This is a genomic window from Flavimaricola marinus (genome assembly GCF_900184895.1).
In the GTDB taxonomy this organism is placed as follows: domain Bacteria; phylum Pseudomonadota; class Alphaproteobacteria; order Rhodobacterales; family Rhodobacteraceae; genus Flavimaricola; species Flavimaricola marinus.
In genome coordinates this window covers 181,367-201,696 of sequence record NZ_FXZK01000005.1, presented here as the reverse complement: position 1 = coordinate 201,696, position 20,330 = coordinate 181,367, and the positions used below count along the sequence as shown (strand labels likewise).

At 65.0% G+C, this 20,330-nt stretch carries 20 protein-coding genes; 10 read left to right on the top strand and 10 right to left on the bottom strand.

What is annotated here, in order from left to right; all coding sequences use genetic code 11:
- Position 1: 1 nt before the first annotated feature.
- From LOM8899_RS14090 to LOM8899_RS14075, 4 genes are all read left to right on the top strand, one after another.
- Positions 2 to 2,968 carry a helicase-related protein gene (locus tag LOM8899_RS14090; protein ID WP_093992861.1) on the top strand — a complete coding sequence of 989 codons (2,967 nt, stop codon included), beginning with the start codon at positions 2 to 4 and terminating at the stop codon, positions 2,966 to 2,968.
- A gap of 27 nt (positions 2,969 to 2,995) precedes the next feature.
- Entirely contained in the window at positions 2,996 to 3,388 is a 393-nt protein-coding gene (locus tag LOM8899_RS14085; protein WP_093992860.1) for an RNA-binding S4 domain-containing protein, read from the top strand.
- A gap of 49 nt (positions 3,389 to 3,437) precedes the next feature.
- Positions 3,438 to 3,773 carry a ferredoxin FdxA gene (fdxA, locus tag LOM8899_RS14080; RefSeq protein ID WP_093992859.1) on the top strand — a complete coding sequence of 112 codons (336 nt, stop codon included), beginning with the start codon at positions 3,438 to 3,440 and terminating at the stop codon, positions 3,771 to 3,773.
- A 261-nt stretch (positions 3,774 to 4,034) separates the two neighbouring features.
- Positions 4,035 to 4,547 (top strand): CarD family transcriptional regulator, encoded by a 513-nt coding sequence (locus LOM8899_RS14075; protein WP_093992858.1) that lies wholly within the window; start codon positions 4,035 to 4,037, stop codon positions 4,545 to 4,547.
- A gap of 90 nt (positions 4,548 to 4,637) precedes the next feature.
- Here LOM8899_RS14075 and purD read toward each other — a convergent pair whose 3' ends face one another.
- On the bottom strand, positions 4,638 to 5,900 hold the full coding sequence (gene purD / locus LOM8899_RS14070; RefSeq protein ID WP_093992857.1) for a phosphoribosylamine--glycine ligase: 1,263 nt from the start codon (positions 5,898 to 5,900) through the stop codon (positions 4,638 to 4,640).
- Between the two features lie 70 nt (positions 5,901 to 5,970).
- On the opposite strand from purD, the gene xseA reads away from it, so the two are divergent.
- Positions 5,971 to 7,443 (top strand): exodeoxyribonuclease VII large subunit, encoded by a 1,473-nt coding sequence (xseA, locus tag LOM8899_RS14065; protein ID WP_093992856.1) that lies wholly within the window; start codon positions 5,971 to 5,973, stop codon positions 7,441 to 7,443.
- Positions 7,444 to 7,501: 58 nt separating this feature from the next.
- Here xseA and LOM8899_RS14060 read toward each other — a convergent pair whose 3' ends face one another.
- On the bottom strand, positions 7,502 to 8,533 hold the full coding sequence (locus LOM8899_RS14060; RefSeq protein ID WP_093992855.1) for an alkane 1-monooxygenase: 1,032 nt from the start codon (positions 8,531 to 8,533) through the stop codon (positions 7,502 to 7,504).
- A gap of 143 nt (positions 8,534 to 8,676) precedes the next feature.
- Here LOM8899_RS14060 and ftsY point away from each other — a divergent pair, with 143 nt between their 5' ends.
- Positions 8,677 to 9,999, top strand: a complete 1,323-nt coding sequence (gene ftsY / locus LOM8899_RS14055) for a signal recognition particle-docking protein FtsY (protein ID WP_093992854.1) — start codon at positions 8,677 to 8,679, stop codon at positions 9,997 to 9,999.
- A 92-nt stretch (positions 10,000 to 10,091) separates the two neighbouring features.
- Positions 10,092 to 10,991, top strand: a complete 900-nt coding sequence (locus LOM8899_RS14050; protein WP_093992853.1) for an EamA family transporter — start codon at positions 10,092 to 10,094, stop codon at positions 10,989 to 10,991.
- Between the two features lie 26 nt (positions 10,992 to 11,017).
- Here LOM8899_RS14050 and LOM8899_RS14045 read toward each other — a convergent pair whose 3' ends face one another.
- Genes LOM8899_RS14045 through LOM8899_RS14035 form a run of 3 tightly spaced genes read right to left on the bottom strand, consistent with a single transcriptional unit; the run spans position 11,018 to position 12,430 of the window.
- On the bottom strand, positions 11,018 to 11,647 hold the full coding sequence (locus LOM8899_RS14045) for a glutathione S-transferase family protein (protein ID WP_093992852.1): 630 nt from the start codon (positions 11,645 to 11,647) through the stop codon (positions 11,018 to 11,020).
- A gap of 11 nt (positions 11,648 to 11,658) precedes the next feature.
- A complete protein-coding gene (locus tag LOM8899_RS14040) occupies positions 11,659 to 12,132 on the bottom strand; it encodes an SRPBCC domain-containing protein (protein ID WP_093992851.1) in 474 nt (157 codons plus the stop codon).
- On the bottom strand, positions 12,116 to 12,430 hold the full coding sequence (locus LOM8899_RS14035; RefSeq protein ID WP_093992850.1) for an ArsR/SmtB family transcription factor: 315 nt from the start codon (positions 12,428 to 12,430) through the stop codon (positions 12,116 to 12,118). The genes LOM8899_RS14040 and LOM8899_RS14035 overlap by 17 nt, the downstream gene beginning before the upstream one ends.
- 116 nt (positions 12,431 to 12,546) lie before the next feature.
- Here LOM8899_RS14035 and LOM8899_RS14030 point away from each other — a divergent pair, with 116 nt between their 5' ends.
- Complete coding sequence (locus tag LOM8899_RS14030) at positions 12,547 to 13,155, top strand: inner membrane-spanning protein YciB (protein ID WP_093992849.1); 609 nt, start codon at positions 12,547 to 12,549, stop codon at positions 13,153 to 13,155.
- Here LOM8899_RS14030 and LOM8899_RS14025 read toward each other — a convergent pair.
- On the bottom strand, positions 13,152 to 13,829 hold the full coding sequence (locus tag LOM8899_RS14025) for a Crp/Fnr family transcriptional regulator (protein WP_093992848.1): 678 nt from the start codon (positions 13,827 to 13,829) through the stop codon (positions 13,152 to 13,154). The two genes, LOM8899_RS14030 and LOM8899_RS14025, sit on opposite strands and share 4 nt — an antisense overlap.
- Before the next feature lie 67 nt (positions 13,830 to 13,896).
- On the bottom strand, positions 13,897 to 14,769 hold the full coding sequence (locus tag LOM8899_RS14020) for a serine aminopeptidase domain-containing protein (RefSeq protein ID WP_093992847.1): 873 nt from the start codon (positions 14,767 to 14,769) through the stop codon (positions 13,897 to 13,899).
- A gap of 309 nt (positions 14,770 to 15,078) precedes the next feature.
- Here LOM8899_RS14020 and metZ point away from each other — a divergent pair, with 309 nt between their 5' ends.
- Positions 15,079 to 16,257 (top strand): O-succinylhomoserine sulfhydrylase, encoded by a 1,179-nt coding sequence (metZ, locus tag LOM8899_RS14015; RefSeq protein ID WP_093992846.1) that lies wholly within the window; start codon positions 15,079 to 15,081, stop codon positions 16,255 to 16,257.
- Between the two features lie 198 nt (positions 16,258 to 16,455).
- Complete coding sequence (folE2, locus tag LOM8899_RS14010) at positions 16,456 to 17,559, top strand: GTP cyclohydrolase FolE2 (protein ID WP_093992845.1); 1,104 nt, start codon at positions 16,456 to 16,458, stop codon at positions 17,557 to 17,559.
- 72 nt (positions 17,560 to 17,631) lie between these two features.
- Here folE2 and LOM8899_RS14005 read toward each other — a convergent pair whose 3' ends face one another.
- Genes LOM8899_RS14005 through LOM8899_RS13995 form a run of 3 tightly spaced genes read right to left on the bottom strand, consistent with a single transcriptional unit; the run spans position 17,632 to position 20,299 of the window.
- Complete coding sequence (locus LOM8899_RS14005; RefSeq protein WP_093992844.1) at positions 17,632 to 18,447, bottom strand: hypothetical protein; 816 nt, start codon at positions 18,445 to 18,447, stop codon at positions 17,632 to 17,634.
- The gene (locus tag LOM8899_RS14000; RefSeq protein WP_093992843.1) at positions 18,444 to 19,241 is read right to left on the bottom strand and encodes a hypothetical protein; all 798 of its coding nucleotides are present in this window, start codon (positions 19,239 to 19,241) and stop codon (positions 18,444 to 18,446) included. Before LOM8899_RS14000 ends, LOM8899_RS14005 begins: the two co-directional genes overlap by 4 nt.
- Positions 19,238 to 20,299 (bottom strand): GSCFA domain-containing protein, encoded by a 1,062-nt coding sequence (locus tag LOM8899_RS13995; protein ID WP_093992842.1) that lies wholly within the window; start codon positions 20,297 to 20,299, stop codon positions 19,238 to 19,240. The genes LOM8899_RS14000 and LOM8899_RS13995 overlap by 4 nt, the downstream gene beginning before the upstream one ends.
- Between the last annotated feature and the right edge of the window lie 31 nt (positions 20,300 to 20,330).

Here is a 20,330-nt window from a genome sequence, read left to right as displayed (position 1 = left end):
AATGCAAGACACCCGGATCACGGCCGTTCTTGGCCCGACAAACACCGGCAAGACCCATTACGCCATCGAACGGATGCTGGGCTATCGGACCGGCGTGATCGGCCTGCCGCTGCGGCTGCTGGCGCGCGAGGTCTATGACAAGATCGTCAAGCTGCGGGGGCCGTCCGTCGTGGCTCTGGTCACGGGAGAGGAGCGAATCGTTCCGCCACGCGCCCAGTATTGGGTCTGCACCGTCGAGGCGATGCCGGAAGGGATGGGCTGCGATTTCCTCGCCGTCGACGAAATCCAGCTTTGCGCCGATCCCGAGCGGGGTCATGTGTTCACCGACAGGCTGCTTCACGCGCGGGGGCAGTTCGAGACGCTGTTCCTCGGCTCGGCCACGATGAAGCCCGCCATCGCGGCGCTGGTCGACAAGGTGCAGTTCATGCATCGCGAGCGGTTCTCGACGCTGAGCTATTCCGGGTCGAAAAAGATCAGCCGGATGCCGGAACGGGCGGCGATCGTCGGGTTTTCGGTGGATAGCGTCTATGCCATCGCCGAGCTGCTGCGCCGGCAAAAGGGCGGGGCGGCGGTGGTGATGGGGGCGCTCAGCCCGCGGACGCGGAACGCCCAGGTCGAGATGTATCAAAGCGGCGAGGTCGATTACCTCGTGGCGACGGACGCCATCGGTATGGGGCTGAACCTCGATATCAAGCACGTGGCGTTTTCCAGCCTGATCAAATTCGACGGGCACCGGATGCGGCATCTGGCCGCCGACGAACTGGCGCAGATCGCAGGGCGAGCCGGGCGGCACCTCACCTCTGGCACGTTTGGGGTCACCGGTGAGGCGCCCCCGCTCGATGACGACACGATCGAAGCCATAGAGAACCACCAGTTTCGACCAGTCGCCCGGCTGATGTGGCGCAACAGCCGTCTCCAGTTCGGCTCACCGGCCCGCCTGATCCAGACGCTGGAGGAGCGGACCACCAACGATTGGCTCACAAGGGTGCGCGAAAGCGACGATCTGGCCGCCCTCAAGGCGCTGTCGGAGAATGCCGAGGTGCTGGCGCGGGCCAGCGACGGGCCGTCGGTCCGGCTGTTGTGGGATGTCTGCCGAATCCCGGACTTCCGTGGTATAAGCCGGGCGGAACATGCCGTCCTGCTGACCCAGATCTATGGCTATCTGCATCAATCCGACAAGGTGCCGGACAGCTATCTGGCCACCCAACTGGCCCGGATCGACCGCACGGACGGTGACATCGACACCCTGTCGAAGCGATTGGCATATATCCGCACATGGACCTATGTCGCGCAACGAAAGGGCTGGACCAACGACGAAAGCCATTGGCGCGAGGCGACGCGGGCTGTAGAAGATCGCCTGTCAGATGCGCTTCATGGCGCTCTAACCCAAAGATTTGTGGACCGGCGGACCAGTGTTCTGGCTCGGCGGCTCAAGCAGAAGGAGATCCTCGTGGCCGAGGTAAACGACAAGGGCGAAGTGACGGTAGAGGGTGAATTCCTTGGGCGTCTTGAGGGATTCCGCTTCCGGGCGGACAAGACAGGCAGCCCGGACGAGGCCAAGACCTTGCGTCAGGCCACCTCTCAGGCGCTGGCGCCGCAGTTCCACTTGCTGGCCGACCGGTTCTATAATTCGCCGGACACCGAGATCGATTTCACCGAGCAAGGCGGCCTGATGTGGGGCGATCACGCGGTGGGCAAGCTCGTCGCCGGCGCCGATCCGCTCAAGCCGCAGGTCGCCGCCTTCGTCGACGACGAGGCCGGTCCCGATGTGATCGCCAAAGTGCAGCGCCGCCTGCAGCATTTCATCGACCGCAAGATCGCCGCTGCGATGGAGCCGCTTCTGGCGCTGCAATCGGACGAGACGCTGACCGGGCTGGCCAAGGGCTTTGCTTTCCGGCTGGTCGAGAACTTCGGGATCATCCCACGCGGTGACGTGGCCGAAGACGTCAAGGCGCTCGATCAGGAGGCGCGTGGGCAGCTGCGCAAGCACGGCATCCGCTTTGGCCAGTTCACGATCTTTATGCAGCCCCTGCTGAAACCCGCGCCAACGCGGTTGCGGCTTGTGCTTTGGTCGCTGGCTGGGGGCCTAGACGAATTCCCCGAAAGCCCGCCCCCCGGCGTGGTGACGGTGCAGGCCGCCAAAGGCGCGCCGCAGGGCTATTTCGCGATGGCCGGCTACCGGGCCGCAGGCGAGCGGGCGATCCGCATCGACATGCTGGAGCGGCTGGCCGACATGCTGCGCGACAAGGACAGCCGGGGCGGTTTCGAGGCCACGCCGGACATGCTGTCGATCACCGGGATGACGCTGGAGCAATTCTCGCACCTCATGGAAGGGCTGGGCTACAAGGCCGAAAAGGGCGAACGGCCCAAGGTGAAGGCGGCTCCTGCCGCGCCGGCCCCAACGGGGAACGACGCGCCGACGCCGCCAACCGAAGTGCCGGGCGACGCGCCCGCCGAGGCTCCGGCCATTCCGCCCGCCGAAGTGCCGCCGGGCGGCCCCGACGAAACGCCGATCCCGACGCCGCAGGAGACGCCCGTCGACGCGCCGCCGGAACTGGTGGCCGAGGTCGCGCTGACCGACGAGCCTGCCCTGGCCCCGGAAACCATGGACGCGGCGCCCGAAACGCCGGAAGCGTTGCGCGAGATGCCCGACGCTCCGGCCGAACCGGCAGAGCTCTATTCGACCGCGCCCGAGGCCGCTGCCGAGATGGAGGTGTTCTACACCTTCACATGGGGCGGGCGCGGGCAACGGCGCGAACAGAACGCGGGCCAGCGCCGGGGCAAGCCGCAGGGCAATGCCGACAACCGGGGCAAGGGCGACCGGCCCAAGGGCAAAGGCAAGGGCAAACCGCGCGGCGAGAAGTCGTCGAACAAGCCGCAGAGTTTCGAGGCCAAGCCGCGGCGCGAAAAGCAGATCGATCCGGACAACCCGTTTGCAGCAGCCCTGTCAGGGTTCAAACCGAAGTGATCGGCCGCTTCGCATGACCAAAGTCGTATGACCGAAGCGGTCCGCGAAACCATCCGGCTGGACAAATGGCTCTGGCAGGCACGGTTCTTCAAGACGCGCAGCCTGGCGGCGGGGATCGTCTCCGCCTCCAAGGTGCGGGTGAACGGCACGCCGGTCAGCAAGCCCGCGCGGGCAGTCGGGGCCGGCGATGTGCTGACCTTCCCCAAGGACGAACGCATTCGGGTGGTGCGAATCCTCGGCTGCGGCACTCGCAGGGGGCCGGCGCCCGAGGCGCAGGGGCTCTACGACGACATGTCGGATCCCGCACCGGCGAAGCAAGCGGCCAACCCGAAATACGACGGCGGCGGGCGGCCCACCGGGCGCGATCGCAGGCGCGCCGACGCGGTGCGGCGTCAGAACGACCCATCTGCGCTTGAATGATCTGGGCGGCTGCATTAGCTACGCTGCGAGATCACAATCGGACCGGCCCATGACCTATATCGTCAACGACAACTGTATCGCCTGCAAATACACCGACTGCGTCGAAGTCTGTCCGGTGGACTGTTTCTACGAAGGCGAGAACATGTTGGTGATTCATCCCGACGAGTGCATCGACTGCGGCGTCTGCGAACCGGAATGCCCGGCGGACGCGATCCGCCCGGATACCGAGCCGGACATGGAGAAGTGGGTCGAGTTCAACCGCAAGTACTCCGAAATGTGGCCGGTGATCATCACCAAGAAAGACCCGTTGCCCAACGCAGAGGAAATGGACGGCAAGTCCGGCAAGATCGACCTGTTCTCCGAGGCCCCCGGCGAAGGCGGCTGAGCGATTCGGTCTGCGGCGGGCATTCGGCCCGCCAAATGACCAGAGCTGGTTTGGTAACAGTCTGTTAACGCTGCTTTCTTATGCCGACCCCACGCGCCATGCTTTTATTGGGGCGTTTTTTGTGGTATGGTTGGGCTAATGTTTCTGCCTGCTACGTAAATCAGACTGCCACGCTGCGCCTGACGGACCCCATTGGCTCCGCCGGGTTTTTTGTGGCCAGTTCCGCCGATGTATCAGGTTCACGCTATATAGGATGACACTATGAGCAAAACCAAAAAGCACGAGTTTCGCCCCAACGATTTCGTTGTGTATCCGGCCCACGGCGTTGGCAAGATCGTCAATGTCGAAGAGCAGGAAGTTGCGGGCATGAACCTCGAGCTGTTCGTGATCTCGTTCGAGAAAGACAAGATGACCCTGCGGGTGCCGACGCATAAGGCGACCGAAGTCGGAATGCGGTCCTTGTCGTCTCCGGACGTGGTGGCGCATGCGATGAAGACCCTCCGGGGCAAGGCCAAGGTCAAGAAGGCCATGTGGTCGCGCCGCGCGCAGGAATATGAGCAGAAGATCAACTCGGGCGATCTGATTGCCATTGCAGAGGTCGTGCGCGACCTGCACCGCGCCGACGATCAGCGCGAACAGAGCTATTCCGAGCGTCAGCTTTACGAAGCCGCCCTCGAGCGCCTGACCCGCGAGATTGCTGCCGTCGCAGGCAACGACGAAGGGGCCGCTGCTCAGGAAATCGATTCGGTTCTGGTCGGCCGCGCCGCCGCCTGATCCGCAGCTGTTACCAAATTGAAAAAGCCGCGCCTTCGGGCGCGGCTTTTGCGTTTATGTCCACCGATCCTCTGGATCGGCGGGTGCCGCCTAGAGCGCCCGCCAGCCGATGTCCCGGCGGCAGAACCCTTCGGGCCAGTCGATGGCATCGACCATGGCGTAGGCCTTGTCATGTGCCTCTTGCAGGGTCGCCCCCCGCGCGGTCACGCCCAGAACCCGGCCGCCTGTCGCGGTGATCTCGCCGTCGACCTCGGTCGTGCCTGCGTGGAACACGATCTCGGTCGATGTCTCGGGCAGCGCCTTCAGCCCCTTGATGATGCTGCCTTTTTCGTAAGCGCCGGGATATCCGTTCGCGGCCATCACCACGCTGACGGCGTGGTCGTCGGCCCAATGGACGGCCATTTCTTCCAGGCGACCCTCGGCGCAGCCGTGGATCAGGTCCAGCGCCTGGGCCCCCAGGCGCATCATCAGGGTCTGACATTCCGGATCGCCGAACCGGCAGTTGTATTCGACCAGCCGTGGCTGCCCGTTCTGGATCATCAGCCCCGCAAAGAGCACGCCCTGATAGGGCATTCCCTGCCTTGCCATCTCGGCCATGGTCGGCCGGATGATCTGGTCGAGCGCCATTTGCGTGATCGCGTCCGTCATGCAGGGGGCGGGCGAATAGGCGCCCATGCCGCCCGTATTCGGCCCTTCGTCGCCGTCGAAGGCGCGTTTATGGTCTTGCGCCGTGCCGATGGGAAGCACCGTCTCGCCGTCCACCAGCACAAAGAAGGAGGCCTCTTCGCCGTCCATAAACTCTTCGATCACCACCGACGCGCCCGCGGCGCCAAACGCGCCGCCTAGCATGTCGTCGATCGCGGCGTGGGCCTCGGCCTCTTCCATCGCGACGATGACGCCCTTGCCCGCCGCAAGACCGTCGGCCTTGATGACGATCGGGGCGCCTTGCGCCGTCACGTAGTCATGGGCAGGGCCTGCTTCGGTAAACCGCGCCCAAGCCGCTGTCGGTGCGTTGGCCGCATCGCAGATCGTTTTTGTGAAGGTTTTCGACGTTTCAAGTTGCGCCGCAGCCGCAGAAGGTCCGAAAACCACAAGCCCTGCTGCTCGACATGCATCGGAAACGCCGGCCTCCAGCGGTGCTTCCGGCCCCACGATTACCAGATCGATGGCGTTTTCCGAGGCGAACCCGACCACCGCGTCTCCGTCCAGGATGTCGAGAGCGGCGCAGTCGGCGATCTCTGCGATGCCGGCATTGCCCGGCGCCACGATCAGCCGGTCACACTTCGGGTTTTGCATCACGGCCCACGCCAATGCGTGTTCGCGTCCACCGCTCCCCAAGATCAGGATATTCATGCCGCCCCCTTGCTTGGCCTTTGCTCAGCGGCGTTCTAAAGTCCGCGCAGCCAAGGCACAAGGACGCAACATGGACCTGTTCGAGGACACCCCAGACACCGGCCCCGGAAACGCACCCGAATTCAGCGTCTCCGAGATCTCGGGCGCGGTAAAGCGGACCATCGAGGGCGAGTTCAGCCACGTCCGGGTGCGCGGCGAGGTGGGGCGGGTGTCGAGGCCGTCCTCGGGGCATCTCTACCTTGATCTCAAGGACGACCGCGCGGTGCTCGCCTCGGTGATCTGGAAGGGGCAGGCGGCGAAGCTGACGCACCGCCCGGAGGAGGGGATGGAGGTCATCGCCACCGGCCGGCTGACCACTTTCCCCGGCCAATCGCGCTATCAGATGGTCATCGAGGATATCCAGCCCGCGGGGGCCGGGGCGCTGATGGCGATGCTCGAAAAACGGCGCAAGGCGCTCGCCGCCGAGGGATTATTCGACGCTGATCGCAAGCGCCCGCTGCCGTTCCTGCCCGAAGTGATCGGCGTGGTCACATCCCCGTCCGGCGCCGTGATTCGCGATATTCTGCACCGGTTGCGGGATCGGTTCCCGCGCAAGGTGCTGGTCTGGCCGGTCGCCGTGCAGGGGGCGAAATGCGCTGCCGAAGTTGCCAATGCGATCAAAGGCTTCAACGCGATGACCCCCGGCGGTGCTCTGCCGCGACCCGACCTGATCATCGTCGCCCGTGGGGGGGGCTCTATCGAAGACCTCTGGGGCTTCAACGAGGAGATCGTCGTCCGGGCCGCCGCCGCGAGCGCGATCCCCCTGATCTCGGCCGTCGGGCACGAGACGGATACGACCCTGATCGACTATGCCTCCGATCAGCGCGCGCCCACGCCGACGGCGGCCGCCGAATTAGCGGTGCCCGTGCGACTTGAACTGCTGGCCACCACCGACAGTCTCGGCGCGCGGCTTCACCGCGGGCTCGAGCAGGGGGTGCGGCAGCGGCGGCAACGGCTCAGCGATCTCTCCCGCGCCCTGCCTCAGCCCGACGGGCTCTTGGCCCCGGCGCGGCAACGGCTTGATTTCCTTGGCGAACAGCTCAAATCCGCGCTGCGCGAAGCGACGGCGAAAAAGGCGCTCAGGCTGGCGGATCTCTCGCTGCGTCCCGGCGCGCTCCGGCGCTCGGTGGCCGATGAACGACGGCGGGCGGACAGCCTTGCCGCACGGCTTACCCCCGCACTCACCCGCACGCTGAGAGACCGGTCGGAAACCTTCACCCAACGGGCGAGCCGGCTCCAGCCAGCCCTCGTGCTCACCCGGATCGAACGGCAACGCGACAGGCTGATCAGCCTCGACAGGTTGCGCAGCACCTTGGGCTACAAGGCAACTCTCGCGCGCGGCTATGCCATCGTGCGGGGCGATGGTCAGGTCGTCACCGACAAGGTCGCCGCCGGCGCCGCGCAATCGCTCGAGATCGAATTCAAGGATGGTCGTCTGAGCCTCGGACCAAAGTCACCGAAAAAGCCAAAGACACCGCCCCCCGAGCAGGGCACGCTGCTCTGACTTCATCTTGGCCAGAAAACTCACATCCCGACCCGCGCCACAAGTGCGAGGGCGGCATCTAGGTGCGACCGCTCCACGCGTCGGCCAACGGGTCCATCACCTTGCGCCACCGCCTTGGATGCAGCGCCAGACAGGACATGACCGGCAGGCTGCGCGGCAGCATCGGCAGATCGTCGTCCAGTCGCAGCGCGGGATAGGGCCGGGCCGGGCTGGCGTGATGATCCGAATGTCGTGGCGCGTTCAGCATCAAGGCAGAAGACCACAGATGCGGGCTGTTCCAGCTATGGGCGGGTCCGGTCGGCACCGGCTTTCCCTTGGCGTCCGTGGCGCGGATCAGCCCGTAATGCTGCACGTAGTCCGACATCAACAGCTGCGCCTGCGCATAGCCCGCAAGGCCGATCCACACCAGCAGCCCCTTGAGCCCGGTCAGCCACAGGACGGCGAGGCCGATCGCCAGAGCGCCGCCGACATACAGGGCGTAGGGATGCCGCCATCGCGGCAGTCGGGCCCGCTCGATCCGGGCGGTCTCGGCGGCCAGCCCTTGCCGAAATCCGCCCCGCCACGCACGACCGACATAGCGGTAAAAGCTCTCCCCCCGGCGCGAGGTCGCGGGGTCCGCGCGTGTCGCCACACGGACATGGTGCACGAGCGGGTGGGCCGATGTGTGGTGGCCGTAAAGCATTGAAATATAGACCCACATGCCCAATCGATGGCGCAGGCGGTCGCGGGCGTGGATCAACTCGTGGGCATTGGAATTGCTGACCTGACCAAAGAACAGCCCGGCGGCGGCGAAGAGCCCCGCCTTCTCCCAACTGCCCAATCCGTCGCTCAGCGCGATCACGGACACGACCAGCGCCATCAACGCGAAATGCAGCCCGGCCAAGGTGATCGACAAGCCGGCCGCCGCCGGGAATTCGACCCCCTCCGTGGCCGGCACGACGCGGCGGACCACCTCGTCCAGCGTCGCCGTGAATAGCGTCAGATAGGCCAGTGCCAGCAGCACCCATCCGCCACCCAATATGGCCGCCGCCGCGATCATCGGCACGGGCAACAGGGTCGCGATGGCAAACAGGATCATCTGGCGGGGCATGGCGCTCGGCTGCGGTTCGGGAACGGGTCACTCTAGCCCAAAAACTATGGCGTCAGAAGGGCGCAGAGCAACATGCCCTTTCAAATTGTCGCAACCGGGTTTAGGTCGTTAGCTGTCACATTGGGCCGGAAAACGGGGGGGCAATGTCCTTTTTCAAGAAAATGAAGGATCGGATGTTCAGGTCGTCGTCCAAACTGGACGAAGGGCTCGAGGCGATTGTCGAAGAGGCCGCGCCCGAAGACGTCTCTACCGACGCGGCGCCCGCCGAAGATGCCGCACAAACGGCACCTTCTGAGCCCGCCGTCGAGGCGGCACCCGAGCCTGCACCGGCCCCGGAGCCCGCGCCACGGCCCGCCCCGGACCCCGTGGCAGAACCGGCCCCGGAACCGGCTCCAAAACCAGAACCGGAACCCGAGCCAGAGCCCGCACCCGAACCCACTCCGACGCCAGCCGCCAAGCCGGACCCTGCACCGGCGCCTGCGCCCGCGGCCAAGCCAGCGCCCGAGCCGACCCCCGAGCCGACCCCCGAACCGACCCTCGCACCGATCCCTGAGCCAGCCGCACCGGCTCCCGAGCCCGCCCGGCCCGGTCTCATGGGGCGGCTTCTGGGGCGCAGCGCCTCCGATATCCCGCGGCGGACGCTCGACGACGCGATGCTCGAACAGCTCGAGGAGCTGCTCATCGGCGCGGACATGGGCGTGGACACAGCGCTCCGGGTCACGGCCAACATGGCCGAAGGGAACTTCGGCAAGCGGCTCTCGGTCCCGGAAATCAAGGCGCTTATGGCCAAAGAGATCACCCGGATCATGGAGCCGGTCGCCAAACCGATGCCGCTCTATCCCAAAAGCCCGCAGGTGGTGCTGGTGGTCGGCGTCAACGGCTCCGGCAAGACGACGACAATCGGCAAGCTCGCCAGCCAGTTCCGGGCCGCCGGCAAATCGGTTGTCATCGCGGCGGGCGATACCTTCCGGGCGGCAGCAGTCGAACAGCTGCAGGTCTGGGGCGACAGGGCCGGCGTGCCCGTGCTGACGGCGCCCGAAGGGTCCGATCCCGCCAGCCTCGCCTTCGACGCCATGACCAAGGCTCAGGCCGACGGCGCGGACCTCTTGCTGATCGACACGGCGGGGCGGCTGCAAAACCGGCAGGATCTGATGGAGGAACTGGCCAAGATCGTCCGGGTGATCCGCAAGAAAGACCCCGACGCCCCGCACAACACCCTTCTCGTGCTCGACGCCACCACCGGGCAGAACGCCCTGCTGCAAGTCGACATCTTCCGCAAGATCGCGGATGTCTCCGGGCTTGTGATGACGAAGCTCGACGGCACCGCGAAAGGCGGCGTTCTGGTGGCGCTGGCCGACAAGTTCGGTCTGCCGATCCACGCCATCGGCGTCGGAGAGCAAATCGACGACCTCGCCCCCTTCGATCCGCAGGACTTCGCCAACGCGCTCGTCGGCCTCGACGCATGACGCAGGCTTCTTTTGGCTCCAAATACGGCGGGGGCGCCGCAGGCGCGGGGCAGCGCCCCTCCACCCTTGCCGATCACTAGATCGGCACAGGCATGAGCGACTGGCTCAACAGCATCGCTGGCACCCCGGAAGGGGCGTTCTATGCGACGATCTTCGCGCTGGTCTCGGCGCTGGCGCATGCGGTTTTCGGCGCTCTGCAAAAGGGGGCACACGATCCGTGGTTGACGCGCGGGTCGATCGATTTCTCGCTGGTGCTGATCTCGGCTCCGGTCGCGCTGTTCCTTGTGCCGTGGCCCAGCGGGCAGACCGCACTGATCCTGCTCGGCGCGCTCGTCATCCATTTCGGCTACAAGCTCACCATGGCGCTGGCCTACGAGCGGGCGGCCTACACGGTGGTCTACCCGGTCGTGAGGGGGACAGGGCCGGTGGTCACCGTGGCCGCGGCCAGCGTGATCTTTCACGAACATTTCACCGCAACACAATGGCTCGGGGTGGCGGTGCTGTCGGGCGCGATCCTGCTCCTCGCGCTGCGGAACCTGACCGAAGAAACCATCGACCCCCGGGCGCTCAGGATCGGGCTGGCTTGGGCGGTGGCGGGCGGGCTGATGGTGGCGCTCTACACCACCTACGACGCCTGGGGGATCCGGCAATCGCCGAATCCGTTCACCTTTCTGGCATGGTTCTTCTTCGTGACCGCGTTGGACTTCCCGGGGATCGCCTATTGGCGGTATCGACGCATGGCCAATCCCCCGCGACCGTGGCCGCTGCTGCTGCGCGGGCTGATCGGCGGGGTCATTGCATGGGTCAGTTTTGGCGGGGTCATGCTCGCCACCTTCCTCGACAAGGTCGGGGAGGCGGCGGTGCTGCGCGAAACCTCGACCGTCTTTGCCGCGCTGATCGGCTGGTTCATCCTCGGCGAAAAGGTCGGTCCGCGCAGGCTGATCCTGATGAGCCTGATCGCGCTCGGCGCGGTGATCGTCGAATTCGGCTAGGCAGCCCGGGTCCAGTCCGTGCCAGCTCAGTCGGTGCTCATGAAATTCACTTTGAAATAATTCGGAGTGTCCTCCATCCGGCTCATCCACGCCCCTAGGGCGGGGCGGTCCGGCAGCATCGTCCGGCCTTCGGGCGTGATCGAGAAATAGGCCATGATCGGGGCCAGAAACAGATCGGCCAGGGTCAGTTGTTCGCCGCAGAGATAGGGCCCCTCGGCCAGAGCATCGGCCAGCACGTCCAGACAGCGGACGATCTCGGGCAGGGCGGCCTCGATCACCGCCTCGTCCGGGGCGAGGCTGCGCATCGGCTTGATCACCCGCTCCGAGACACAGGAGCGAACGACGCTTTCATAGACATATTCGTTGATCACGCTGATCCACTGCATCATCCGGGCACGGTCCACGGGGGTGGTCGGCTGCAGGGACGGCCCCTCGAACGCCTCGTCGATATAGACCGCGATCGCCAGCGCCTCATAAAGCGTCACGTCGCCATGTTGCAGCACCGGCATCCGGGCAAAGGGATGGTGCTGGCGGTAGTCCGGGTCGCGAAAGTTCACCATCTGGAGCCGGACGTTCACGCCCTTGTTCTCGCAAACCATCAGGGCGGTGCGGACATAGCTGCTCGGTGGCAGGCCAAGGATAACAAGTTCGGACATGACATAGGCTCCTAGGGGTGAGGCAGAACAGGGGGGCAGGTGCGGGCGACATAGGCGGCATAGCTGTGCGACAGGATCTTGGTCCAACCGGCGGTGTAGTTGCCGTGCCGGGTCAGCGCGGTGGGGGCAAGATGTTCCCAGCCGGAATGGATCAGGGTCACGCCGATCCGCCCGTCATCCGTCGGCAGAAACTCGATCAAAACATCGGTGCCGTTGTCCGGCCCTTCGCCAACATACCACGTAAAGCGGATGCGGCTGAATTCGGTCCACTCTGTGATCCTGCCCCAAATATTGGGCGGTCCGGTCTCCGGGGTTTCCATGATCCTGCCGCCGACGCCGGGCTCGATCGAGACGCGCCCGCCCGCGATGGAGTGGGTGGCCACCGGCCACCACGCGGCCACATTGGCGGTAAAGGCGCGAAAGGCCGCCTCCGGCGTGGTGTTCAGCACCGTCGTGATCTCGATGGGCTCAATCATCGGCACCATCAACGGCACTGTCCTCGGGGGCCAGATCGGTAAGCGCGTTCAGCCAGTGACGCTCCAGATAGCTGCGCAGTTCGGCCAGCTGCCCTGGTTCGATGCGATAGATCCGCTTCATGCCCGCAGGGGTGGCGCTGATCAGACCGGCCTCGCGCAAGACCTTGAGGTGCTGCGACACTACCGGCTGCGAAGCCGCCAGCTGATCGGTCAGTTCACGCACCGAGGCGGGATGTGTCTCCAACCGGTTCAGGATCTGCTGGCGCAGGGGGTGGGACAAGGCCGCGAACTGATTCTCATAAGGCATTCCTTATGATAGGGCGGGGTGGTTCATAAGAAAAGTCTTATATGGCCGGCCGTCGCGGGATCGAGGCGTTGAAATTGGCTATTTCCACCGACCGACATCCCCCCTAAAACCGCCGCATGGCAGAGCGCAGCATCAATCCCTTCGTCAAGCAGGTCCTCGAACTGGGGCCGACGCTTGTTTTCTTTCTTCTCTATCTGCGGATACGGGACGAAACCTTTCTCTGGGGCGAGACGGAATATTCCGGATTTATCGTGGCCACGCTGATCTTTGTGCCGATCCTTCTGATCGCCATGGGGATTCTCTGGGCGATGACCGGCAAGCTCAGCCGGATGCAGATCTTCACCGCCTTCATGGTGATCTTCTTCGGCGGGCTGACGGCATGGTTCAACGACGAGCGGTTCTTCAAGATGAAGACCACCATCGTCTATGGCTGCTTTGCGGCGATCCTCGGGATCGGGCTGTTGCAGGGGCGCAGCTACCTGCAATGGATCATGGGCGAATTGCTCCCGATGGAGCCGGAGGGCTGGATGATCCTGACCCGGCGGCTGACCATGATGTTTGCAGGGCTTGCCATCGCCAACGAGGTGATCTGGCGGACGCAATCGACCGACCTCTGGGTCAAGCTCGAAACCTTCGCCTTCCCGGCGGCGCTGTTCCTGTTTCTGTGGGTCCAGATCGTGGCCCTTCAGAAATACCTGATCGAAGAGCCGAAAGAAGAGGCCTAGAGGCGCTGTCGCAGATGGGCCGGGGCCACGGCCAGCGCCACCTTGCGGGCCAGATCCCGTGAAATCATCGCCTCCAGCGCCAGTTTGAACCGGGGCTTGCGGGCGGATCGGTCGCGGAGCACGTCGATGGGCCAGACAAGCACTTCGCCGCCTGCCTCGATCACCGTGCTGGCCGAGGCGGGGGTCTCCAGCAGATAGGCCACCTCGCCGACGAACACGCCCGCCGGAAGCTCGAACTCCTCGGCGCCCTTGCTGACGCGGGTGCGACCGCTCAGCACCAGATAAACCTCGGTCACCGGCTGGCCTTCGATCGTCAACTGCGTGTCGCGGCGCAGGGTGACGCGGCGGGCGGTGCGCACCACGCTGCGAAAATCGCCCGGTTGCAGATGGGCAAACTGCGCATACAGCGCCCGATATTCCGGCGGAATGATCCAGCGGACCCCCTGCAACAACAGGATCGACAGCCCGATGAGATTGGCCGCCACCATGATCAGACTGGTATAGATCGCCGCCCAAAGAGGGCCATCGGCCACGGTCGCGTAATAGCCGATATACAGCGCCGACCCGATCAGCAGCAGCACCCGCAGCACCCTCTGATCGATCACCAGATAGCCTGACACGAAAGACAGGCCTGCCAGCACGATCAAGACATTCGGGGTAAAGACGTCGGACATGACCGGAATGTCATATCACACACGTCGATTGTCAAAAGAATCCGACCAACTGGGGATCAGCGGGCGATCAGCGGACGGTCTGACCTGCCCGTCTGCGAGGCCGGATCGGACGGGGCGCTGCAGGCGGCACGCCCGCACGGGCCAGCGCGGCCATCGGCACCCGCCCCGACAAGACCGCGCGATACAGCCCGAATATGCCCGGTCTGGTATAGCCCGACCAATGGCATATCCGGGCACGATGCGGTGCGATGCGGTGGCCCAACCGGGCCAGGCTCGGCAGCACGCCCGGCCTGTCCAGCGCCAGATCGACCCAACCGGCGACCCCCGGCAATCCCGCGCCGAGGCTCGGGCCGGCCCAGGGAAAGGCCGCGCGCAACAGCGCCTCGAAAAAGGTGTTCTCGGGGCCGCGCACATGCAGGACTTCGGGTCGCGCACCTGTGTCTGAGGCCATCACCGCCGCCGCCTCGGCGCGGAAGGCGGCACCGGCAATCAGGATGACCCGCTGCACCGAACCTCGTGGACAATGGGGCAGGGTGGCCAACGCCACCCGTGCGCCCAGCGAATGGGCAAGGACATGGATCGGACGATCCGGCGCGACGGCCTTGATGCGGGCGATCACCTCCGCCAGATCGCGTCCCGCCACGCCCGCCCGGCGATAGGCGCCCCATATGCCGCCCCGCGCGTTCCAGCCAAAGGCCACCGCGAGAGTGTCGTCGCCCAACAGGCGCAAATGGCGGGGCCAGCTGATGATCCGGCGCCTCGGATCGCGGACATCCGGCGACAGGATCAAGTCGTGCGGATCATGGCCGGGCACACCGGGGGCATAGCGATAGCCGTGAATGAGGACGACGACCGGGGCGGCTTCGGGCAGGCGGTCCAGCATCGCTGCCAGCGCCTCTGACGAGGGCAGGGCGCTCTGCGATACTGCCAAAACACTCATGCCAGACCTGCCATATCTCGGGGGTGCGATAGAACATGGATGCAACGCCGGGATGAACGTGGGGTGACAGCTGCGTGACGGTGGGCAAAGAGGGTGTCAGGGCCGGGGCGGTCTTGACGCAACGGCACGCCGGGTCTATCCAAGCGGCGCGTGGCGATTTGTTTCCGGATTGCGGGCCACCAGCGGTGTCTTTATGAGACGCCCGAACCAAAGCCGCTAAAGAGGGTCTAGGGTGCGCAAGCCCCGATACCTTTCCGGTGTCGGGGTTTTTTATTGGCGGGAGGCCCCCACCCGCCAGAGGACAAAGACATGACGAGCACATCGAAACGCACCCGCGCAGTCCACGGCGGCACACGTCGCAGCCAGTATAACGAAGTCTCCGAGGCGATCTTCATGACGCAGGGCTTCGTCTACGACACCGCCGAGGCCGCCGAAGCGCGGTTCCTCAAGGCCGGCGACGACGAATTCATCTATGCCCGCTACGGCAACCCGACCGTGGCCATGTTCGAAGAACGGATCGCCGCCCTCGAAGGGGCCGAAGACGCCTTCGCCACCGCCTCCGGCATGGCGGCGGTCAACGGGGCGCTGACCTCGATGCTCAAGGCGGGCGATCACGTCGTCTCGTCGCGGGCGCTGTTCGGATCGTGTCTCTATATCCTCGAAGAGGTGCTGACCCGCTTCGGCGTCGAGGTGACCTTCGTCGACGGCACCGATCTTGGCCAGTGGGAGGCCGCGATCCGGCCCGACACCAAGGCGGTGTTCTTCGAAAGCATGTCGAACCCGACGCTCGAAATCATCGACATCCGCGCCGTCTCCGCCCTGGCCCACGCGGTCGGTGCCACGGTGATCGTCGACAACGTCTTTGCCACGCCGGTCTGGTCCGACGCCATAGCGCAAGGGGCCGACGTGGTGGTCTACTCCGCCACCAAGCATATCGACGGTCAGGGCCGGGCGCTGGGCGGCGTGATTCTCGGCACGCAAGAGTTCATTCGCAAAACGGTGGAGCCCTACCTCAAGCACACCGGCGCCGCACTTTCTCCCTTCAACGCGTGGCTGATGCTCAAAGGGTTGGAGACGATGGAGCTTCGGGTGCGGGCGCAAACCACCTCCGCCAAGCTCATCGCCGAGGCGCTCAGCACGCAATCCGCCCTCAGCAACGTGATCTACCCCGGATTGGCCGGTCACAAGCAGCACGCGCTGGCAATGGCACAGATGAACGGGCAGGGCGGCACCGTTCTGGCCTTTGACGCAGGCTCGCAGGAGCGCGCCTTCAAGCTGCTCAACGCGCTGGAAATCATCATCATTTCCAACAACCTGGGCGACGCAAAATCCATCGCGACGCACCCTGCGACCACCACGCACCAACGGCTGCCCGACGAGCAGAAGGCGGCGCTTGGGATCACGCCCGGGCTGATCCGGCTGTCGGTCGGTCTCGAAGGCACCGAAGACCTGATAGGCGACCTCACCTCGGCCATCGGCACACTCTGAGGCCGGACGAGCGAACTGCCGGCAGCGCCCAAGGGTGTTGCCGGTGACCAGGGACGTCGAGGTCTGACGGTCACGGCTCCACCAGTCACGGCGCCGTGATACCAGGCCGCAAAACCAACTAAAATCGCGCCGCGATTGGAAATGGTGTAACATCGGCCCATATATCGGATCACACGACCGACCGGAGGGGGCCGATTGATGAACATCCATTCACCCGACATGGACCGCGACCCGACACGGGCCGAGGCCGAAGCGGCACTCGCGCTTCTGCGGCGCTGGGCCATCGACGTCACACCGGAAGAGGTAGCGACGCTCGACCCCGTCGTCTCGCGGCTGATCCCCGGTCAGGACGTGTCCAACTACCCTGCCATGGCCCGCGCCTACCCCGAAGACTTCACCGTCGACGAGGCCTACAAAGCCTCCATGCCCGATTTGCAGAACGGGCCGTCCAGCTTGATCAAAGGCGCCCGTCAACAAATCCAGCACGTAGGTATAAGTAACTTCCGACTGCCGATAAGGTTCCATACCCGCGACAACGGCGATCTGACTCTCGAAACCTCGGTGACCGGAACGGTCAGCCTCGAGGCGGAAAAGAAGGGCATCAACATGTCCCGGATCATGCGGTCCTTCTACAAACACGCCGAAGAGACTTTCAGCTTCGCGGTGATCGAACGGGCGCTCGACGCCTACAAGGCCGATCTGGAAAGCTTCGATGCGCGGATTCAAATGCGGTTCTCCTTCCCGATGAAGGTCGCGTCTCTGCGCTCCGGCCTGTCAGGCTTCCAATATTACGATATCGCGCTGGAGCTGATCGAACGGGACGGCGTGCGCAAAAAGATCGTGCATCTCGACTACGTCTATTCCTCGACCTGCCCCTGCTCGCTGGAACTCAGCGAACACGCCCGGCAATTCCGGGGGCAACTGGCCACGCCGCACTCGCAGCGGTCGGTGGCGCGGCTCTCCATGGTGCTCGACGACACCGCGCCCTGCCTCTGGTTCGAAGACGTGATCGACATGGCGCGTGCGGCCGTGCCGACGGAAACGCAGGTGATGGTCAAGCGCGAGGACGAACAAGCCTTTGCCGAACTCAACGCCGCCAACCCGATCTTCGTCGAAGACGCGGCGCGACTTTTCTGCGAGCAATTGCAAAAAGACCCCCGGATCGGCGATTTCCGGGTGCTGGCCAGCCATCAGGAAAGCCTGCACAGCCACGACGCGGTCAGCCTGCTGACCGAAGGGCCGACCTTCGCCGCAGAAAGCCTCGATCCCCGGCTGTTCAACTCGCTCTACCACGTCGGCTAAACCGCGCACCCCGGCACCTTCTTTGGGTCAAAAATATCCCGGGGTTTGGGGCAGAGCCCCAAGACGCGCCCACTAGGCGCTGCCCTTATCGCCCAGGGTGGAGACCACCTGATCGATGACCAGCGCCCCATAGGCGGCGTTGGCATGCATGATGTCGTCCTTGGGCTGCGGCAGATTGCCCCGCGCGGTAAGGCGTTTGGCGCCATTCATATAGGGCAGGGCGGTCAGAATGTGATCCTCGATCGTGGGCGCGGGCTGGGGCACGAAGCGGGCGCCGCACTCCGCGATCACGCGGGCGGCGGCATCCTCGAAAATCGCGCTCAACCCTTCGGCATCGCCATTGGACAGGGCGGTATGGTGGGCACGGGTCACGGACCGGCGCTTGGCCTTGATCGCGGCGCTCACACGGGGTTGGCTGGTCAGCAGGATCGGCTTGTCGGTCATGGCACGCAGATGGGTGACGAACTTCGGGCCCAGCCGGGTGGCCATCGCCGCCTGCATCGAGGCACGGGCGGCGGCATAGGACAGCAAACGCTCCGGGCCAGCGGCCAGATCGTGTTTGGCCTCCAGCGACGGCAATCCGACCCAGCGGCAATCGCGGTAGGTATTGGCGGCGGTCGCCACGGAGATCAGGCAGCCGGTCACGACAAAGGCGTCGAACGCGCCCAGATCCACGTCCTCTACCCCGCCGAGGCGGCGAAACGCATCCGCCGTCGCATTGCCCGACGGCACGAGGCGGCCATTGCGATGCACGGTCTTCAGAAGCAGGTCCTTGTGCGCCCCGACAAAGCTCGGCTCCAGACCGGGCCAGCGGGCGGCATCGTCGCGCCATGCTTCGCGCAGGGCGGCGATATGGGAATTGCCGAAAAAGCAGACGCGCAGGCTCATCGGGCCACCACGCTGGCCAGTTGATCCAGCATCAACGCGCCATAGGCTGCATTGGGATGCTTGAAGTCGTCGCGCTCGGTCTCGCCGTGCTCGCCACGGATCCGGGCAGAGCCCGCCATATAGGGCGGATCGGTCAGGATATGATCGACGATGGTTTCGCGCGGTTGCGGCAGCACGCTGACCCCCGTGGACCCGGCGGCCGCGGCACTCGCGGTCTCGTACAGGTCCGAGATCTCGGCGGCGTCGCCCATCTTGATCGCGCGCGACAGGCCAAAGAACTGGCCCATCGGATGATGGCAGGCGCGGGCGTGCAGCCGGGGCTGGCCGATGACATAGACGGGGCAGTCCATCGCGGCGGCGACCCGGGCAGCCACGTCAAATCCGGTGAGGCTCTGCAAATAGCCGCTCAACCCCGCCTCGGCGGCGCGGCGCGAGATCATCGTCGGGCGCATGGAGGCAAGATCGTCCTGGCGCTCCAACGACGGCAGTCCGGGCCAGCGGGCGTCTTTCCAGACCGTTTGGGCGTGTTGCTGCTTGAGGCCGAACCCGACCACGGCAATCGCGTCATAGACGGTCAGATCGACCTCCTCGGCTCCAGTGCGCTGGCGCATCTGGGCGCGGGCTTCGTCGCTGGTGGGGCGCAGAATGCCGTTCACGATTTCGGTGTCGCGGGCCGCGGTGCCGCGAAACGGCACGAAGGTGCAATCAAGCGGCCAATGGTCCGGCCTTGCCGCCAATGCCTCCTGCAATGCGACCAGATGCGAATTCCCGATCAGGCAAAGGCGCGTGGTCATCCGGCAAAGGCCTGCAACAGCAAATCGTCACAGATCAGATCGTCCTCGCTGTCGCTGTCGTCCTCGTTCTGCTCGGTGCTCTGGCTGGGTTCGGCCGGGGCGCCGTCCAGCAGGCCATGCGCCTCGAGGAAGATCGCCATGACCTTTTCCACGGCCTCGATCTTGACGCTGCGCAGATTGGGCTCGAACCACGGTCCGCCAGAGGCCGGATGGGTGACGATCTCGTAGGACGGAAAATAGGCGGCATCCTTGCTTTGGGCCACGAATTCGCCGGCTGCGGCACGAAGCGTCGCCTTCGACCAGCTCGTCGCCTCCAGCACATGCTGACCGGTCGCCGTCGCCGTCAGGGGCACCGGAGAGACGGTCACAAGCAGCTTCATCTCGGGGTTGAAGCGGCGCAACTGCGCTTGAATCGCATAGAGATCGGCCAGAATTTCGGCATGGGTGAAATTGCGGAACACATGCTGATCAGGGTCGAAGGTGCCGCCGGCCACTCCGGGGCAGATCGGAAAGACGCGGCCGGTCTCGCGGTCTTCCCAGGCTTCGGTCAGGCCGAGGGTAAAGACGAACACATCCGCCTGTTGCAGCATCCGGCTGGTGCGCTCGAGATGGTAGTTGCGGTGCAGGATCACCTCCTCCGCACTGTCGAGGCCCTCGGGTTCGACGGTCGGGCGAAAGGCGTCGCGATAGCGGCCGTCGTTTTCCCACACAAATCGGTGCTCGGCGCTGCCGTCCGCGACCTCTTCAAGCAGCTGGCGCATCTGGCGGGCGGTATAGACATTACCGTAACGGCCTGAGAACAGAGAATATCCATAGCGTTGCGCCACAGGCTCGGGCATCGAGCGCGGCGGCGGCTCCGCATCCAGAACGGTGCATCCGGCGATCCGCAGGTAGCGGCCGATATGCTGGGCAAAGCAGCTGCCCGCGGTGGCGACGGTGGTGTCATGGGTAATGGCAAACGCAGGGCGATAGAGGCCGGGAAAGGCCTCTCTGTCGGTCTCTGCGACAGCGGTTTTCCAGAATGCCTCAGGCGGCATTCCCACATAGGGATGGCTCATCTTGCGCCCCTCGAAACGATAGGTCCCACGT

What these genes read in the sequence shown, in the direction of transcription:
- LOM8899_RS14090 (WP_093992861.1), top strand. Translation starts at nt 2, where the DNA reads ATGCAAGACACCCGGATCACGGCCGTTCTTGGCCCGACAAACACCGGC.
- LOM8899_RS14085 (WP_093992860.1), top strand. Translation starts at nt 2,996, where the DNA reads ATGACCGAAGCGGTCCGCGAAACCATCCGGCTGGACAAATGGCTCTGG.
- fdxA (WP_093992859.1), top strand. Translation starts at nt 3,438, where the DNA reads ATGACCTATATCGTCAACGACAACTGTATCGCCTGCAAATACACCGAC.
- LOM8899_RS14075 (WP_093992858.1), top strand. Translation starts at nt 4,035, where the DNA reads ATGAGCAAAACCAAAAAGCACGAGTTTCGCCCCAACGATTTCGTTGTG.
- purD (WP_093992857.1), bottom strand. Translation starts at nt 5,900, where the DNA reads ATGAATATCCTGATCTTGGGGAGCGGTGGACGCGAACACGCATTGGCG.
- xseA (WP_093992856.1), top strand. Translation starts at nt 5,971, where the DNA reads ATGGACCTGTTCGAGGACACCCCAGACACCGGCCCCGGAAACGCACCC.
- LOM8899_RS14060 (WP_093992855.1), bottom strand. Translation starts at nt 8,533, where the DNA reads ATGCCCCGCCAGATGATCCTGTTTGCCATCGCGACCCTGTTGCCCGTG.
- ftsY (WP_093992854.1), top strand. Translation starts at nt 8,677, where the DNA reads ATGTCCTTTTTCAAGAAAATGAAGGATCGGATGTTCAGGTCGTCGTCC.
- LOM8899_RS14050 (WP_093992853.1), top strand. Translation starts at nt 10,092, where the DNA reads ATGAGCGACTGGCTCAACAGCATCGCTGGCACCCCGGAAGGGGCGTTC.
- LOM8899_RS14045 (WP_093992852.1), bottom strand. Translation starts at nt 11,647, where the DNA reads ATGTCCGAACTTGTTATCCTTGGCCTGCCACCGAGCAGCTATGTCCGC.
- LOM8899_RS14040 (WP_093992851.1), bottom strand. Translation starts at nt 12,132, where the DNA reads ATGGTGCCGATGATTGAGCCCATCGAGATCACGACGGTGCTGAACACC.
- LOM8899_RS14035 (WP_093992850.1), bottom strand. Translation starts at nt 12,430, where the DNA reads ATGCCTTATGAGAATCAGTTCGCGGCCTTGTCCCACCCCCTGCGCCAG.
- LOM8899_RS14030 (WP_093992849.1), top strand. Translation starts at nt 12,547, where the DNA reads ATGGCAGAGCGCAGCATCAATCCCTTCGTCAAGCAGGTCCTCGAACTG.
- LOM8899_RS14025 (WP_093992848.1), bottom strand. Translation starts at nt 13,829, where the DNA reads ATGTCCGACGTCTTTACCCCGAATGTCTTGATCGTGCTGGCAGGCCTG.
- LOM8899_RS14020 (WP_093992847.1), bottom strand. Translation starts at nt 14,769, where the DNA reads ATGAGTGTTTTGGCAGTATCGCAGAGCGCCCTGCCCTCGTCAGAGGCG.
- metZ (WP_093992846.1), top strand. Translation starts at nt 15,079, where the DNA reads ATGACGAGCACATCGAAACGCACCCGCGCAGTCCACGGCGGCACACGT.
- folE2 (WP_093992845.1), top strand. Translation starts at nt 16,456, where the DNA reads ATGAACATCCATTCACCCGACATGGACCGCGACCCGACACGGGCCGAG.
- LOM8899_RS14005 (WP_093992844.1), bottom strand. Translation starts at nt 18,447, where the DNA reads ATGAGCCTGCGCGTCTGCTTTTTCGGCAATTCCCATATCGCCGCCCTG.
- LOM8899_RS14000 (WP_093992843.1), bottom strand. Translation starts at nt 19,241, where the DNA reads ATGACCACGCGCCTTTGCCTGATCGGGAATTCGCATCTGGTCGCATTG.
- LOM8899_RS13995 (WP_093992842.1), bottom strand. Translation starts at nt 20,299, where the DNA reads ATGAGCCATCCCTATGTGGGAATGCCGCCTGAGGCATTCTGGAAAACC.